Annotated in this window: 12 protein-coding genes; 9 read left to right on the forward strand and 3 right to left on the reverse strand. The window is 57.9% G+C overall.

All coding sequences use genetic code 11. From position 1 onward, the window contains the following. The first annotated feature begins 534 nt into the window (after nucleotides 1-534). The 4 genes from ARC85_RS07930 to lnt are packed head-to-tail and all read left to right on the forward strand — an operon-like array spanning nucleotide 535 to nucleotide 4,367. The gene (locus tag ARC85_RS07930; RefSeq protein ID WP_011786184.1) at nucleotides 535-1,521 is read left to right on the forward strand and encodes a PhoH family protein; all 987 of its coding nucleotides are present in this window, start codon (nucleotides 535-537) and stop codon (nucleotides 1,519-1,521) included. Next, nucleotides 1,518-1,991 (forward strand): rRNA maturation RNase YbeY, encoded by a 474-nt coding sequence (gene ybeY / locus ARC85_RS07935; protein ID WP_014422126.1) that lies wholly within the window; start codon nucleotides 1,518-1,520, stop codon nucleotides 1,989-1,991. The genes ARC85_RS07930 and ybeY overlap by 4 nt, the downstream gene beginning before the upstream one ends. Continuing rightward, nucleotides 1,988-2,833, forward strand: coding sequence for a CorC family transporter (locus ARC85_RS07940; protein ID WP_011786186.1), 846 nt, complete (start codon nucleotides 1,988-1,990; stop codon nucleotides 2,831-2,833). The genes ybeY and ARC85_RS07940 overlap by 4 nt, the downstream gene beginning before the upstream one ends. Next, nucleotides 2,823-4,367: an apolipoprotein N-acyltransferase gene (gene lnt, locus ARC85_RS07945; protein WP_272999222.1), complete on the forward strand. Its 1,545-nt coding sequence runs from the start codon at nucleotides 2,823-2,825 to the stop codon at nucleotides 4,365-4,367. The genes ARC85_RS07940 and lnt overlap by 11 nt, the downstream gene beginning before the upstream one ends. Nucleotides 4,368-4,416: 49 nt before the next feature. Here the strand turns inward: lnt and ARC85_RS07950 are convergent, their stop codons facing one another. After that, nucleotides 4,417-4,965: a zinc ribbon-containing protein gene (locus tag ARC85_RS07950; RefSeq protein WP_022991399.1), complete on the reverse strand. Its 549-nt coding sequence runs from the start codon at nucleotides 4,963-4,965 to the stop codon at nucleotides 4,417-4,419. Nucleotides 4,966-5,116: 151 nt separating this feature from the next. On the opposite strand from ARC85_RS07950, the gene leuS reads away from it, so the two are divergent. From leuS to ARC85_RS07975, 5 genes are all read left to right on the forward strand, one after another. Continuing rightward, nucleotides 5,117-7,702 (forward strand): leucine--tRNA ligase, encoded by a 2,586-nt coding sequence (leuS, locus tag ARC85_RS07955; protein WP_114434281.1) that lies wholly within the window; start codon nucleotides 5,117-5,119, stop codon nucleotides 7,700-7,702. A 1-nt stretch (nucleotide 7,703) separates the two neighbouring features. Continuing rightward, nucleotides 7,704-8,279, forward strand: coding sequence for an LPS-assembly lipoprotein LptE (locus tag ARC85_RS07960; RefSeq protein ID WP_114434188.1), 576 nt, complete (start codon nucleotides 7,704-7,706; stop codon nucleotides 8,277-8,279). Next, nucleotides 8,276-9,289: a DNA polymerase III subunit delta gene (gene holA / locus ARC85_RS07965; protein WP_114434187.1), complete on the forward strand. Its 1,014-nt coding sequence runs from the start codon at nucleotides 8,276-8,278 to the stop codon at nucleotides 9,287-9,289. The genes ARC85_RS07960 and holA overlap by 4 nt, the downstream gene beginning before the upstream one ends. A gap of 103 nt (nucleotides 9,290-9,392) precedes the next feature. Further along, nucleotides 9,393-9,656 carry a hypothetical protein gene (locus tag ARC85_RS07970; RefSeq protein WP_014422133.1) on the forward strand — a complete coding sequence of 88 codons (264 nt, stop codon included), beginning with the start codon at nucleotides 9,393-9,395 and terminating at the stop codon, nucleotides 9,654-9,656. Between the two features lie 189 nt (nucleotides 9,657-9,845). Then, on the forward strand, nucleotides 9,846-10,481 hold the full coding sequence (locus ARC85_RS07975) for an endonuclease (RefSeq protein ID WP_022991403.1): 636 nt from the start codon (nucleotides 9,846-9,848) through the stop codon (nucleotides 10,479-10,481). Nucleotides 10,482-10,570: 89 nt separating this feature from the next. Here ARC85_RS07975 and ARC85_RS07980 read toward each other — a convergent pair whose 3' ends face one another. Next, nucleotides 10,571-12,361, reverse strand: a complete 1,791-nt coding sequence (locus ARC85_RS07980; RefSeq protein WP_114434186.1) for an acyl-CoA dehydrogenase C-terminal domain-containing protein — start codon at nucleotides 12,359-12,361, stop codon at nucleotides 10,571-10,573. A 220-nt stretch (nucleotides 12,362-12,581) separates the two neighbouring features. Continuing rightward, on the reverse strand, nucleotides 12,582-14,381 hold the full coding sequence (locus ARC85_RS07985; protein ID WP_114434185.1) for an acyl-CoA dehydrogenase C-terminal domain-containing protein: 1,800 nt from the start codon (nucleotides 14,379-14,381) through the stop codon (nucleotides 12,582-12,584). Nucleotides 14,382-14,425 lie beyond the last annotated feature (44 nt).

Below are 14,425 nucleotides of genomic sequence, written 5' to 3' on the forward strand. Positions count from 1 at the left end.
GGCACCCATGTGCTCTTTGTGTGGCGTTGGGAGGCGGGCTGGATAAGCCTCCCAAAAACCGCTACGAGCACATCCATGTGCGCTTCTCTACGGCCATCCATGGCCTCCGACATTTTTGGGAGGCCCTTCCAGCCCACCTCCATCTGACCGCACGATGGCATGCTGAAAAATACCTGTTGTCTCCCGGTTTGCGAAGACGCTTGTTAACGCGAAATCAAGCCCCAGATAAACACATACTTGTTTTTCGAGTCGCGGACCTGCACATATTCCGGTAGGCCGGTGTGCGGTACGGCTTCCTCAGACTGTTGAGGGCCAGGGACGGCCCGAAACAAGCGCAAAGGGGTGAGGCAAGCGTTTATGAAGTGAAGCTTCATGCGCCGCCGAACGACAGCAATCTATGATTGCTGGCCGGACCCGCTCGCGGGTGCTTGTAGCGTGTCTGTGGAAGCCGTACCGCACATCGGCCATACTCCAGAATTGAAAGACATACTCCCGGCAGACTAAAGCCGGAGAGCAACACCGAACGGAGCAAGATTGAACACTCACGATACCAGACAATTTGACCTGCACCCGGTGGACCAGCGCCGCCTGGCGACCTTGTGCGGACAGTTTGATGAACACCTGAAAATGATCGAGCAGCGCCTGCAAGTGAAAGTCGGCCGGCGCGGGCATCACTTTCGGGTGGAAGGCAGCACTGAAAACGTAGCGGCGGCAACCGAGGTTATCCGGCATCTGTACCGGGAAACCGAGGCCAGTGATGACATACCACCCGATACCGTGCACCTGTTCATCCGCGAAACCGGCCTGGAACGGCTGCCGGATGATGTGCCTTACGATGAAGGCCAGGTCACTGTTATCAAGACACCCAAGCTGACCGCCAAACCCCGCGGCCGGAATCAGCAGAAGTATGTACATAACATTCGCACCCACGACATCAACTTCGGCATCGGGCCCGCGGGTACCGGTAAGACGTGGTTGGCAGTGGCTTGTGCTGTCGAGGCTCTGAAAGACGAGCAGGTGAAGCGTATTCTGCTGGTTCGGCCGGCGGTGGAGGCCGGCGAGAAGCTGGGCTTTTTGCCTGGCGATCTGGCCCAGAAAGTGGACCCGTACCTGCGCCCGCTCTACGACGCTCTCTACGAAATGCTGGGATTTGATCAGGTCACCCGCCTGATCGAGAAAAGTGTGATCGAGATTGCCCCCCTGGCATTCATGCGCGGCCGTACCCTGAACAACTCGTTTATTATTCTGGACGAAAGCCAGAATACCACCCGGGAGCAGATGAAGATGTTCCTGACCCGGATAGGCTTTGGCTCTACCGCGGTCATTACCGGCGATACCACCCAGGTGGACCTGCCCCGCGGACAGAATTCCGGGCTGATTCATGCCGCCAGCGTGTTGAGCAAGGTCCCGGGTATTGGCTTTACCCGTTTCGACGCCAAAGATGTGGTGCGTCACCCCCTGGTTCAACGCATTGTTGAAGCCTACGATTCTTTCAACGACGGGAGTGCCACAGGCCAATGAGCAAGGTAACTGTGGACCTTCAGATGGCCTTTGACGGCACGGGCGTACCTACCGAGGCGTTGTTTGAAGCCTGGGCAGAGGCGGCGTGGCAGGATGAGAATCCAACCGAAGTTACCATCCGTATTGTCGATAACGACGAAAGCCGTGAGCTGAATCACCAGTACCGGGGCAAGGACAAGCCTACCAATGTTTTGTCCTTCCCATTTGAAGCACCAGCGGGTATAACGGTGCCATTGGCCGGAGATCTCGTGATTTGCGCGCCAGTTGTTGAACAGGAAGCGCGGGAGCAGAGCAAAGACGCTGTCGCCCACTGGGCCCATATGGTGGTGCACGGTATGTTGCATCTCCAGGGCTACGATCATATTGAAGATAATGAAGCCGAGGTCATGGAAGCCCTCGAGATCCGGCTGCTGGCGCAGCTCGGATTTGCTAACCCTTACGAAGCAGAGGAAACGGAACCAGACTCATGAGCGACGATCAGTCGAGTCGCAGTCAGGGCAACAAGTCCTGGCTGGAGCGTATATCACAGGCCTTTTCCAGCGGGCCTGAGTCCGTCGAGGACGTGCTGGAAATCCTGCGGGATGCTGAATCCCAGAGCATTATTGATGCTGACTCCATGAGCATCATTGAAGGCGCCATGCAAGTGATCGACATGCGGGTGGACGAGATCATGATCCCCCGATCCCAGATGATCACCGTAAAGGCATCTCAGGAACCCAAAGAGTTCCTGCCCGAGATTATGTCTTCCGCCCATAGCCGCTTTCCGGTCATCGGCGAGAGCCAGGATGACGTCATCGGGGTACTGCTGGCGAAAGACCTGCTTCCTCTTGCCCTCAACAACGATCTGAACTGGAACCGCATCCGCGAAATCCTGCGGCCGCCCACCTTTGTTCCCGAAAGCAAGCGTTTGAACCAGCTGCTCAAGGAGTTCAAGGAAAATCGTAATCACATGGCGATTGTGGTGGATGAGTACGGCGGAACCGCTGGCCTTATCACCATCGAAGACGTGCTGGAACAGATCGTCGGTGAAATCGAAGACGAACATGACTTCGATGAGGAGACCCATATCAAGGCCCGGGGCGACGGGACCTTTGCGGTGAAGGCCGTGACGCCCATCGATGATTTCAACGAATTCTTCGAGACAGACATGGATGAAGAAGAGTTCGATACCATTGGCGGCCTGGTACTGAAAGAATTTGGACACCTGCCCAGACGGGGCGAAACGGTTGAATTCGGCGGCTTGCAGTTTACTATTGCCAACGCCGATAACCGAGTCATCCGTCTGTTGCAGGTAACCCGCAGTGAGTCATGATCCACAGCACCCGCCACTGAAACTCCCGTTCACCACCCGAAAATGGCTGGGCGCCGCAATCCTTGTGATTGCCGGCGCTCTGCAAACACTGACCTTCTCGCCATTCTATCTGTGGTGGCTGGGGCCCTTGTCGGTGTTTCTGATCCTGCTGGTCACCGTACACCAGGCGCCGGACAAGCTGTTCCGCTCCGGCTGGCTGGCCGGGCTTGGTCTGTTCGCCTCCGGTGCCAGCTGGATTTACGTCAGCATCAGCGAGCACGGCAATACTTCGGTACCTCTGGCCATTGTACTCATGGTCCTGTTTATTGCCGGGCTGGCCCTGTTCCATGGGCTGGCCTTCTGGTTCTGGGGCAAACTCGCCAAAGACAGCGCACCACGCCGACTCTTGCTGTTCCCTGCCATCTGGCTACTGGGCGACTGGTTGCGTGGCTGGCTGCTGACTGGTTTTCCATGGCTGTATCTGGGCACCGCCCATACCGACGGCCCCCTGGCCGGGCTGGCGCCACTGACTGGCGTGCATGGCATTACCTTCTGGATCACCGTTACCGCAGTGGCTGCTTACGGCGCCTGGTGGCTGTTCAAACTTGACAGGAAGGTCACTGCTGGCGCCGTTCTGGTAGCAGCTCTGCTGCCCTGGCTGATCGCCCCGGCCATGAACAAAGCTGACTGGACCGAGCTCAGCGAAGAGCCCGTCAGCTTTGCGGCGATGCAGGGCAACATACCGCAACAGATCAAGTGGGATCCTGATTTCCTGCGCGATCAGATTGTGGCTTATCTGGGCATGACCGAAGCGCACTGGCAAACCGACCTGATCCTCTGGCCAGAAACAGCCATCCCCATTCCGCAGGACCAGGCTGGCAAGGTCATTGATCATATCCGGGAACAGTTAGGAGAAAACAGCACGCTGATCACCGGCATCCCCTGGTATGGCTACAGCGGCCAGATTGAAGACTACACCTTCCACAACAGCATTATGGCCATCGGCAATGGCGACGGCATGTACCACAAACAGAAGCTGGTGCCCTTTGGCGAATATGTGCCACTTCAAGGTCTGCTGCGGGGGCTGATCGGTTTCTTTGACCTGCCCATGAGTAGCTTCACGCCTGGGCCAGAGCAGCAAGCGCCGCTGGTCGCCAATGGCATGAAAATCACCCCTTACATCTGCTATGAAGTGGCCTACCCCGATTTCGTGGCGTTTAATGCCCGCAACACCGATCTGCTGCTGACGATCAGTAACGACGGCTGGTTCGGTGATTCCATCGGGCCGCTGCAACATCTGCAGCTTGCCCGCATGAGAGCCCTGGAGACCGGCCGCTACATGCTGCGGGGCACCAACAACGGCGTCACTGCGATCATCAATCACAAGGGCGAGATTACCGAGCGCATCCCACAGTTCGAGCGCGCGGTACTGACCGGTGAGGTATTTACGGCAACCGGGAGCACACCCTACATGCAAACAGGATCCTGGCCGGTGCTGACGCTGGCGATCATCCTGATTGTGTTCATCCGAGAACGGGTGATTCCGAAAAACTGAGCACCCTGAGCCTGCTGCTCAAATGGCTTGCAGGCTCAAGGCGATGGCTTCAGCTTTCTTTCGGTGGCCAGCGGCTGGTTACCCGCTCAAAGTAATGGGAGCCGCAGGCCTCGCAGGGATGCAGGTGGCTGGTCTTGGTCAGACAAAGCATGTGGCTGCAGTTCATGCACCGGAACATACCCGCCGTGGCCACTTCACCGGAGATATAGTGACTGACGTCCTGATTCTCCAGCTTCTGCTTCAGTTCCAGAGTATCAACCAGGGTCTGATCGGCTACCGAGAGAAGCCGGTCTGCCAGGGTGTGTTCCAGTAACGCGATATCCAGTTGCAGCCATTCTCCCAGGCCTTCCCCGGTCTCCTCCACAAAATGCAACAGGTGCTCCAGATCCCGCTGAAGATACGCCCCGAGCAAATCTGCTTCTTCCCGGGTCATTTCCTCGACCTCGTATTCCACTTCTATCGCTTTCTGAACTTCTTCCTCCAGCGTCTGCAACGACGTTTCCTGTAGCTCATGCAGGCGTGTCTGTACCCGCTCAAGCATTCGGTCGTAAACCTCAAGGGCTTTTCCGGAGAGGTGACTGCGTTCTGGCTCGCTCATTTGGGCTCCTTATCTGCACCTTTCACCATACTCTCAGTCTGGCACAAACCCGCAGAATTGGCAGACTACCTGTTAAGCCGCGTGTGCGTTAGAATGTTCGGCCTTTTCTCGAACATCCTTTTCACACAGGGTACTTTTGGCAATGGCAGGAATGGACGAACAATACAACCCACGTGAAGTAGAACAGACCGCCCGCACTTTCTGGGAAACCAACGAGACCTTCAAGGTCAAGGAAGAGCCGGGCAAGCCCAAGTACTACTGCCTGTCCATGTTCCCCTACCCCAGCGGCAAGCTGCATATGGGCCACGTCCGCAACTACACCATCGGCGACGTGATTTCCCGCTACCAGCGTATGCAGGGCAAGAATGTAATGCAGCCTATGGGCTGGGACGCTTTCGGCCTGCCTGCCGAAAATGCCGCGATTGCCAACAAGTCTGCACCGGCCAAGTGGACTCGCTCCAACATTGATTACATGAAGAACCAGCTCAAGCAGCTGGGGTTTGGCTACGACTGGAGCCGCGAACTGGCCACCTGCGACCCGGAATACTACCGCTGGGAACAGTGGTTCTTCGCCCGCCTCTACGAGAAAGGCCTGGTGTACAAGAAGATGTCCACCGTGAACTGGGACCCGGTTGACCAGACCGTACTGGCCAACGAGCAGGTGGTTGACGGTCGGGGCTGGCGCTCCGGTGCCCTGGTCGAGCAGAAAAAGATTCCGCAGTGGTTCATCCGCATTACCGACTACGCGGAAGAACTGCTGAACGATCTGGAAGACATGGAGGGCTGGCCCGAGCAGGTCAAGACCATGCAGCGCAACTGGATCGGCAAATCGGTAGGGACCGAGCTGACCTTCCCGCTGAAAGAGCAGGAAGGTGGTCTGACGGTTTACACCACCCGCCCGGACACGCTGATGGGCGTCAGCTACATGGCAGTCGCCGCTGAGCACCCTCTGGCCAAGGCGGCGGCCGAGCGCCACCGCGATGTGGCCGAGTTTGTCGACCAGTGCCGTAACAGCAAGGTGGCCGAAGCCGAGCTGGCGACCATGGAAAAGAAAGGTATAGATACCGGCTTCAAGGCCATTCACCCGCTGACCCAGGAAGAAATCCCGGTCTGGGTCGCCAACTTTGTACTCACGGACTACGGCACCGGAGCCCTGATGGCGGTTCCTGGCCATGATGAGCGGGATCACGAGTTTGCCGTCAAGTACAAGCTGCCCATCAAACAGGTGATTGCACCGAACGACAGCCGCGATATCGATATCCAGGAGCAGGCCTTCACCGAGAAAGGCGTTCTGGTGTCCTCCGGCAAATACAGCGGCCTGACCAGCGAAGAGGCGTTTGAGGAAATCGCGGATTACCTTGAAGCCCAGGGCATTGGCAAACGTACCGTGAACTACCGTCTGCGTGACTGGGGTGTGTCCCGGCAGCGCTACTGGGGTGCGCCCATCCCGATGATGACGCTGGAGGACGGCACCGAGATGCCGGTGCCGGATGACCAGCTACCGGTTCGTCTGCCCGAAGACGTTGAAATGGACGGCGTCCAGTCGCCGATCAAGGCCGACCCGGAGTGGTGCAAGACCGAATACAACGGCCAGCCAGCCACCCTGGAAACCGATACCTTCGATACCTTCATGGAGTCCTCCTGGTATTACGCCCGTTTCTGCAGCCCGAACTACGACAAGGGCATGCTGGACCCGGCTGCCGCCAATTACTGGCTGCCAGTCGACCAGTACATCGGCGGCATCGAGCACGCGATTCTGCACCTGCTGTATGCCCGGTTCTTCCACAAGCTGCTGCGCGACGTTGGTCTGGTGAACAGTTCCGAGCCATTCAAGCGCCTGCTGACCCAGGGCATGGTTCTGGCCGAGACCTACTACCGCAATGAAGCAAATGGCGGGAAAACCTGGTTCAACCCGGCCGATGTGACGGTTGAGCGCGATGGCAAGGGCCAGGTAGTGCGAGCGGTGCTGAAATCGGACGGCGAGCCTGTGGAAATCGGTGGCGTTACCAAAATGTCCAAATCCAAGAACAACGGCATCGATCCCCAGGCCATCATCGATCAGCACGGTGCCGACACTGTGCGGTTGTTCATGATGTTTGCGGCACCACCTGAGCAGTCGCTGGAGTGGTCCGACAGCGGCGTTGAAGGCGCCCATCGCTTCCTCAAACGACTGTGGCGGATGGTCAATGAGCATACCGCCAGTGGCGAAGCTCCGGCGGTTGATCCTGCCAACCTCAATGGTGCTCAGAAAGACCTGCGCCGCAAGACCCACGAAACCATCGCCAAAGTCAGCGATGACATCAGCCGCCGCCTGACCTTCAACACCGCCATCGCGGCTGTCATGGAACTGCTCAACGAAGTGGGCAGGCTCAGCGATGACGAGCCGCAAACCCGCGCGGTGCGTCAGGAAGCCCTGGATACCGCCGTGCTGGTGCTTTCCCCCATTGTGCCGCACATCTGTCACAACCTGTGGCAGGCCCTCGGTCACTCTGACACGGTGGTTGACGCCTCCTGGCCGGTTGCCGACGAAAGCGCCATGGTTCGTAGCGAAATTGAGGTGGTTCTGCAGGTGAACGGCAAGGTCCGGGCCAAGGAGAACGTACCGGCGGATATTGGCAAGACAGATCTGGAGAAGCTTGCCCTGGAGAACGAAAACGTCATGCGTTTCACCGACGGCAAGACCGTACGCAAAGTGATCGTTGTGCCTGGCAAACTCGTGAACGTGGTGGCTAACTAAGATGCCCTGCCCTGCCCCTGAACTGAAAAAGCTGGGCCTTCTGGCACTGCTTGCCTCGCTGCTCACCCTGACCGGCTGTGGCTTTCAGTTACGGGGCAGCTCCCCGGTTCCGGCTGCCCTGCAACCCCTGGCTATTGACTGCCCGTCCTCCCTGCCCGGACAGTTCTGCCAGTCTCTGCGTGAGCAGCTGGAGCTCGGTGGCATCGAGCTACGGAATCCGGGCCAGGCAGACTACCTGCTGCGCCTGTCGGACTACCGCCAGGACCGCCGGGCTTCAGCCATTACCGCACAGGCAGCGGCGGCTGAGTACATTCTGCGCCACACGGTCGCCATGGAGCTGGTGACCAAGGACCAGATCCCGCTGATTGCCACCACCGACCTGAACGCCAGTGAAACCTACCGCTACGACGAGACCAATGTACTCGCCAAACAGCGCGAGGAAGACGAATTGCGGCAACAATTGGGCGATCGCCTTGCCCAACAAGTTATCTTCCGGCTGGCGCCTATGTCCCGACAACGAATTGATGCCCTAGTTCAGGAACACACTGCCGATGGTGAGGAGCCTGAATCACCATGAAAACCCAGCCCGGCCAACTCCCGCAACTTCTGAAGAAAGGCCTGGCTTCGGTTTACCTGATCTCCGGCGATGAACCCCTGCTGGTTCAGGAATGCTGTGACCAGATCCGCGCCGCCGCCCGTGAAGCTGGCTATCTGGACCGGCTCACGTTTCACGCAGACAATCAGTTCGACTGGAACACGGTTGCTGACGAATGCAACGCCCTGTCCCTGTTCGCTGAAAAACGTCGCATTGAGATTCATCTGCCCACCGGCAAACTCGGGGATGGCCGCCGGGTTCTGGAGCAGGTACTGCAATCCCCGCCAGAGGACGTCATTCTCCTGCTGATCAGCGCCAGACTGGATGCCGCCGAAACCAAACGCAAATGGTACAAGGAACTTCAGGGCCATGGCGTGCACGTTCCGCTCTGGCCGGTCGAGGGAGACAAGTTTCCCGGATGGTTGCAGCAACGGGCCACCTCAAAAGGCCTCAGCCTGACCCGTGGAGCACTCGGTATTCTTGCAGAGCGCCTGGAGGGCAACCTGCTGGCCGCCAGCCAGGAGCTGGACCGTCTGACGCTGCTCACCAACGGCAAAACCATCGATGAAGAGACGGTGGAGCAGGCCGTACAGGATAGTGCCAGGTTCAACGGCTTTGAACTGGTCACGGAACTGCTATCCGGCAAGGCTGTTCATGCCTGCCGCATGATCGGGGTGCTGGAGCAGGAGGGCGAAAACCCTCTTGGACTACTCACTGTGCTCGTTCGTGACCTTCATCTGATTGTTGAGCTTAAGACCGCCTTGCCCGGTGGAGAAAACCCCGCGGGCTTTCTGAAAAAGCGCGGCGTTTTCCAGCCAAAGCGCTCGTCCGCCGTCCAGCAAGCGGCTCGAAGACTTTCACTGGCCCAGTTACACCAGGCAATCAACCTTTGTAGTCTGATTGATCGGGCCGCCAAGGGTTTCGATGATCTTTCCCCCTGGCATCACCTGCGGGATCTCTCCCTTATTCTGGCCGGCAAGCGGGCCAGCTGATCTGAATCAAAGCGGGATAGCACCGGCCCGCTCAGGGACTTGACACTTTTTCACGTTCGGGCGCATTGTAGAACTCCCAACTCATCAGGGAAGGAGAAATACCATGAGTCTGCAAGACGATTTCAACAAGCTGTCCGACAAGATCAAGCAATATCGTGACGAGGCGCGCGTTCAGTTGCACCTTGCAAGGGAAGATGTAAAAGACGAATGGGACGATCTGGAGCAGGACTGGGATCGGTTCCGGTCAAAGCTGGATCAGATTTTCCATGATGCCGAGAATGCCAGCAATGAGGCGAGGGAAACTGCTCGCAAGCTGGGTGAGGATCTGAAAACCGGATACCAGAACATCCGTAACAAACTGAAATAAAGCGTTAACTGGTTAACAAATAAACACATCTCTCCGTAAACAGGGGCTTTTGTCTCACTGCCTCTGTGCCATACTTCACAGTAAAGACTGAACAGTTCGTCATAATTTCGTCGAACTGTTCATTTTGCCACCAACCAGTCGTCTGGCTGGCCACGGCGTATGACACGTGCTGTGAGGTATAACGGTCATATGAAAAAAATAATCGCACTCTCCGTCACCCTGACTTTCTCACTTACCGCCGGCATGGTCGTGGGCCAGAATACCCGTTTCAGCGACCCTCAAACGGTCATTGATAATGAATTCTGGAGCAACCTGTATGCCGACGGCGGCTCGTCGTTCTTCTGTGATACTCCCTTCACTGGCAAGGGCTTTGTCATGACCGATGGCTACGTTTATCCACTTGCCGACATTCGCACTGCCCTGGACTGCGGAACAACCTCCCAGTGCCGCCAGGACAATCGCTATCGGCAAATTACGTCTGATCTTCACAACATGGTACCGGTACGAACCCGGGTTGAAATGCGGCGGCGTAACGCCCGGTATGAGAATCTTGGCGAGACCACGGGCGCCGATGATTGCGGGATTCGTGAAAGCGCCCAGTTCTTTGAACCGCCAGAGCGGGTTAAAGGCGACGTTGCCCGCACCATGGCCTATATGGTGGACACTTATGGACTGCCCTGGCTTGGGGCCACGCCGGTGTTCAAAGGCTGGAGCAAACTGGATCCCCCGGATGACCGGGAGTTGAGCCGGCATAAGCGGATTGCCGAAATTCAGGGCAATGAGAATCCGTTTGTGGTGAATCCCGGGCTGATAGAACGCCTATAAACCGCCTGACCCAAACCTGTGTTGATAGCACCCACAAAAAAAGCAGGCCATCGAGGCCTGCTTTTTTCATTTCTGCTTCAGAAATCTGATCAGATTTCGTTAGCAGCCGGCGCCATCATGGCGTCGCTGCCACTGCGAATGCCTTCGGCCAGAGACACGGTCTTTGGCAACAGGCGGTCGAAGTAGAAGCGAGCGGTCTTGACCTTACCGGTATAGAAGCCGGAGGTGTCGCCCTCGGCTTTCGGAGCCGCGGCTTTGACCACTTTGGCCCACATAAACGCCAGTGCGGTGTAGCCGAACATGTCGAGGTAGTCGACGGCAGCGGCACCAATGGCTTCAGGGTTGTTAGCCGCCTGGTTTACCACGTGCTCGGTGACGTCTGACAGGCGCTCCAGGGAGGCCGCCAGCGGCTCAAGGTAGGGGCGCAGAGCTTCGTCGCTGCTGTTGGCTTCGATGAAGGCGGCAACGTCCTGGGCGAACAGTTCGTACAGTTTGCCCTGGCTACCCACCACTTTACGACCCATCAGGTCCATGGCCTGGATGCCGTTGGTACCTTCGTAGATCTGGGTGATGCGGCAGTCTCGGACCAGTTGCTCCTGGCCCCACTCACGGATGAAGCCGTGGCCTCCAAAGACCTGCTGGCCGATGATGGTGGTGTCCAGACCGCGATCGGTCAGGAAGGCTTTGGCGACCGGAGTCAGCAGGGCAACCATGCCTTCAGCGTGCTTGCGCTGTTCGTCGTTGTCGGAGTACTTGGAGATATCCAGCCACTGCGCAACGTAGGTAGAGAAGGCACGACCACCCTCTACGTAGCTCTTCATGGTCATCAGCATGCGGCGGACGTCCGGGTGCACCAGAATCGGGTCTGCGGCCTTCTCAGGCTGCTGGGCACCGGTCGGGGCGCGGCTCTGGATACGCTCGTTAGCGTATTCGCGGGCGCTCTGCAGGGACGCTTCGGCGGCCCCGATGCCCTGGATGCCCACACCCAGTCGCTCGTAGTTCATCATGGTGAACATGGCGGCCAGGCCTTTGTTTTCTTCACCAACCAGCCAGCCTTTGGCACCGTCAAAGTTCATCACGCAGGTGGCGGAGCCTTTGATACCCATCTTCTTCTCGATGGAACCACAGCTGAACTGGTTACGCTCGCCCAGGGAACCGTCGTCGTTCACCATGAACTTGGGCACCAGGAACAGGGAAATACCCTTCGGGCCCTTCGGCGCGTCCGGCAGTTTAGCCAGCACCAGGTGGATAATGTTCTCCGCCATGTCGTGCTCGCCCCAAGTGATGAAGATCTTGGTGCCGGTGATGTTGAAGGAGCCGTCGTCGTTCGGCTCAGCTTTGGTCCGGATAATACCCAGATCGGTACCGGCGTGAGGCTCGGTCAGATCCATCGCGCCAGACCAGACGCCGGAGTACATATTCGGCAGGTACTTTTCTTTCAGCTCCTGGCTGCCGTGGGCATCCAGGGCGAGGCAGGCGCCGGCGGTCAGCATTGGAGCCAGGCCGAAGGCCATGTTGGCGCCCTGCATCATTTCCTCAAACTGGGCCACCAACGTCTTGGGCATACCCATGCCACCGAAGTCCGGGTTACCACCCAGGCCATTCCAGCCACCTTCCACGATGGTCTGGTAGGCTTCTTTGAACCCTTCCGGAGTGGAAACTTCGCCTTCGTTCCACTTACAGCCCTGTTCGTCGGCTTCGCGGTTCAGGGGAGCCAGCACGCCGCTGGTGATCTTGCCCGCTTCTTCAAGAATGGCATCAGCGGTGTCGGGATCTACGTTTTCTGCAATCTTTGGCAGTGACGCCCACAGGGAGGGTGCGTCAAACACTTCGTTCAGAACGAAACGCATGTCACGAAGGGGTGCCTGATAATCAGCCATGTAAAACTCTCCAGAAATTCAGTCAGTCACTTGGGGGGCGGTGTTGATGCCTCTTCTGTTGGAGGTCGGAGCCCACCCGCTCGGCTATGTGTCCGAAACAAGGTTGTTGTTCTATGGCGCGCTATTCTACCTCAAAACACGCCGGCAACTCATGAAAAAAGCCCGCCTCCTGCGGGAGAACGGGCTTTCTCTGTGCCATCAATCAGATAGCAACCCCGCCTTAGATAGCGAAGGCTTCTTCCGGCATGTCCAGCAGGCTGTCTGCACCGGCCAGCATGGTTTCTGCGTGGGTCCGGGTGCGCGGCAGCAGACGCTTGAAGTAGAAGCGTGCAGACTGAACCTTGGCGTTGTAGAACATCTCCTCAGAGGTGCCTTCGGCCATCGTGTCCAGTGCTACCTTGGCCATACGGGCCCACAGGTAAGCGAAGACCGCGTAACCGGAGTACATCAGGTAATCCACAGCAGCGGCACCGACTTCCTCGCGGTTCTTCATGGCGGTCATACCAACCTTCATGGTCAGATCGCCCCACTCCTTGTTGATCGCAGCCAGCGGCTCGATAAATTCTTTCAGCTGCTCGTTGTCTGCGTTCTCTTTGCAGAAAACGTGAACCTGCTTGGTGAACACTTTCAGAGCTTCGCCCTGGGTCATCAGAACCTTACGGCCCAGCAGATCCAGCGCCTGGATACCCGTGGTACCCTCGTAGATCATGCCGATGCGGGAATCACGAACGTTCTGCTCCATGCCCCACTCGGTGATGAAACCGTGGCCACCGAAGACCTGCATACCCAGGTTGGCAGACTCGTAACCGATCTCGGTCAGGAATGCCTTGGCGATCGGGGTCAGGAAGCCCAGCAGCGCGTCTGCGTGCTTGCGCTCTTCCTCAGTCTTGCCAGAGTGAACCACGTCCACTTGCTGGCCAGCCAGGTAGATCAGGGCACGGGCGCCTTCGGCCACAACTTTCTGGGTCAGCAGCATGCGGCGGACGTCCGGATGCACGATGATCGGGTCAGCGATGCCGTCCGGATTTTTCGGACCGCTCAGGGAACGCATAGCCAGGCGCTCTTTGGCATAGGCCAGGGAACCCTGGAAGCCCAGCTCGGCAGAACCCAGGCCCTGGATGGCGGTACCGATACGAGCGGTGTTCATGAAGGTGAACATGCAGTTCAGGCCTTTGTTCTCCGGCCCGATCAGCCAGCCCTTGGCACCGTCGAAGTTCATCACACAGGTCGCGTTACCGTGGATACCCATCTTGTGCTCCAGGGAGCCACAGGAAACCGCGTTGCGCTCACCGGCAGAACCGTCTTCGTTCGGCAGCTGCTTGGGCACGATAAACAGGGAGATACCCTTGGTGCCTTCCGGAGCGCCCGGCAGACGAGCCAGTACGATGTGAACGATGTTCTCAGCCATGTCGTGCTCGCCGGCAGAGATGAAGATCTTGGTACCGGTGATGCTGTAGCTGCCGTCAGCGTTCGGCTCGGCCTTGGTGCGCAGGGTGCCCAGGTCAGAACCACAATGCGGCTCGGTCAGACACATGGTACCGGTCCACTCACCGCTGATCAGCTTGGTCAGGTAGGTCTGCTTCTGCTCTTCAGTGCCGTGGGCTTCGATCGTGTTGGTGGCACCGTGGCTCAGGCCCGGGTACATACCCCAGGACCAGTTGGAGGTGCCAACCATTTCGCTGATAACCAGGCCAATGGAATGCGGCAGGCCCTGGCCACCGTAGTTGGGATCGGCAGTCATGGACGGCCAGCCACCTTCTACGTACTGCTGGTACGCTTCTTTGAAGCCGGTCGGGGTTTTCACGCCGTCTTCGCTCCAGGTACAGCCCTCCTGGTCACCCACCTGGTTCAGCGGAGACAGTACCTGCTCACAGAATTTCGCACCTTCCTGGATAATGGCATCGACCATATCCGGAGTTGCATCTTCGGCACCTTCCAGATTGGCGTAGTGCTGCTCGCTGTTCAGCAGCTCGTTCATTACGAATTTAATGTCACGCAGGGGCGCTTTGTATTCAGGCATGGAATCCACCTCGGTTCTGGGTCTCAGCTGAAACGGGTTTACAG

The sequence above is a fragment of the Marinobacter sp. tcs-11 genome, from assembly GCF_002049515.1.
Lineage (GTDB): Bacteria > Pseudomonadota > Gammaproteobacteria > Pseudomonadales > Oleiphilaceae > Marinobacter > Marinobacter nauticus.

Bases quoted from the DNA above. Each gene is read 5' to 3' on its own strand.
- ARC85_RS07975 (WP_022991403.1), top strand. From the start codon at position 9,846: ATGAAAAAAATAATCGCACTCTCCGTCACCCTGACTTTCTCACTTACC.
- ARC85_RS07980 (WP_114434186.1), bottom strand. From the start codon at position 12,361: ATGGCTGATTATCAGGCACCCCTTCGTGACATGCGTTTCGTTCTGAAC.
- ARC85_RS07940 (WP_011786186.1), top strand. From the start codon at position 1,988: ATGAGCGACGATCAGTCGAGTCGCAGTCAGGGCAACAAGTCCTGGCTG.
- ARC85_RS07950 (WP_022991399.1), bottom strand. From the start codon at position 4,965: ATGAGCGAGCCAGAACGCAGTCACCTCTCCGGAAAAGCCCTTGAGGTT.
- leuS (WP_114434281.1), top strand. From the start codon at position 5,117: ATGGACGAACAATACAACCCACGTGAAGTAGAACAGACCGCCCGCACT.
- ARC85_RS07985 (WP_114434185.1), bottom strand. From the start codon at position 14,381: ATGCCTGAATACAAAGCGCCCCTGCGTGACATTAAATTCGTAATGAAC.
- ARC85_RS07960 (WP_114434188.1), top strand. From the start codon at position 7,704: ATGCCCTGCCCTGCCCCTGAACTGAAAAAGCTGGGCCTTCTGGCACTG.
- holA (WP_114434187.1), top strand. From the start codon at position 8,276: ATGAAAACCCAGCCCGGCCAACTCCCGCAACTTCTGAAGAAAGGCCTG.
- ARC85_RS07970 (WP_014422133.1), top strand. From the start codon at position 9,393: ATGAGTCTGCAAGACGATTTCAACAAGCTGTCCGACAAGATCAAGCAA.
- ybeY (WP_014422126.1), top strand. From the start codon at position 1,518: ATGAGCAAGGTAACTGTGGACCTTCAGATGGCCTTTGACGGCACGGGC.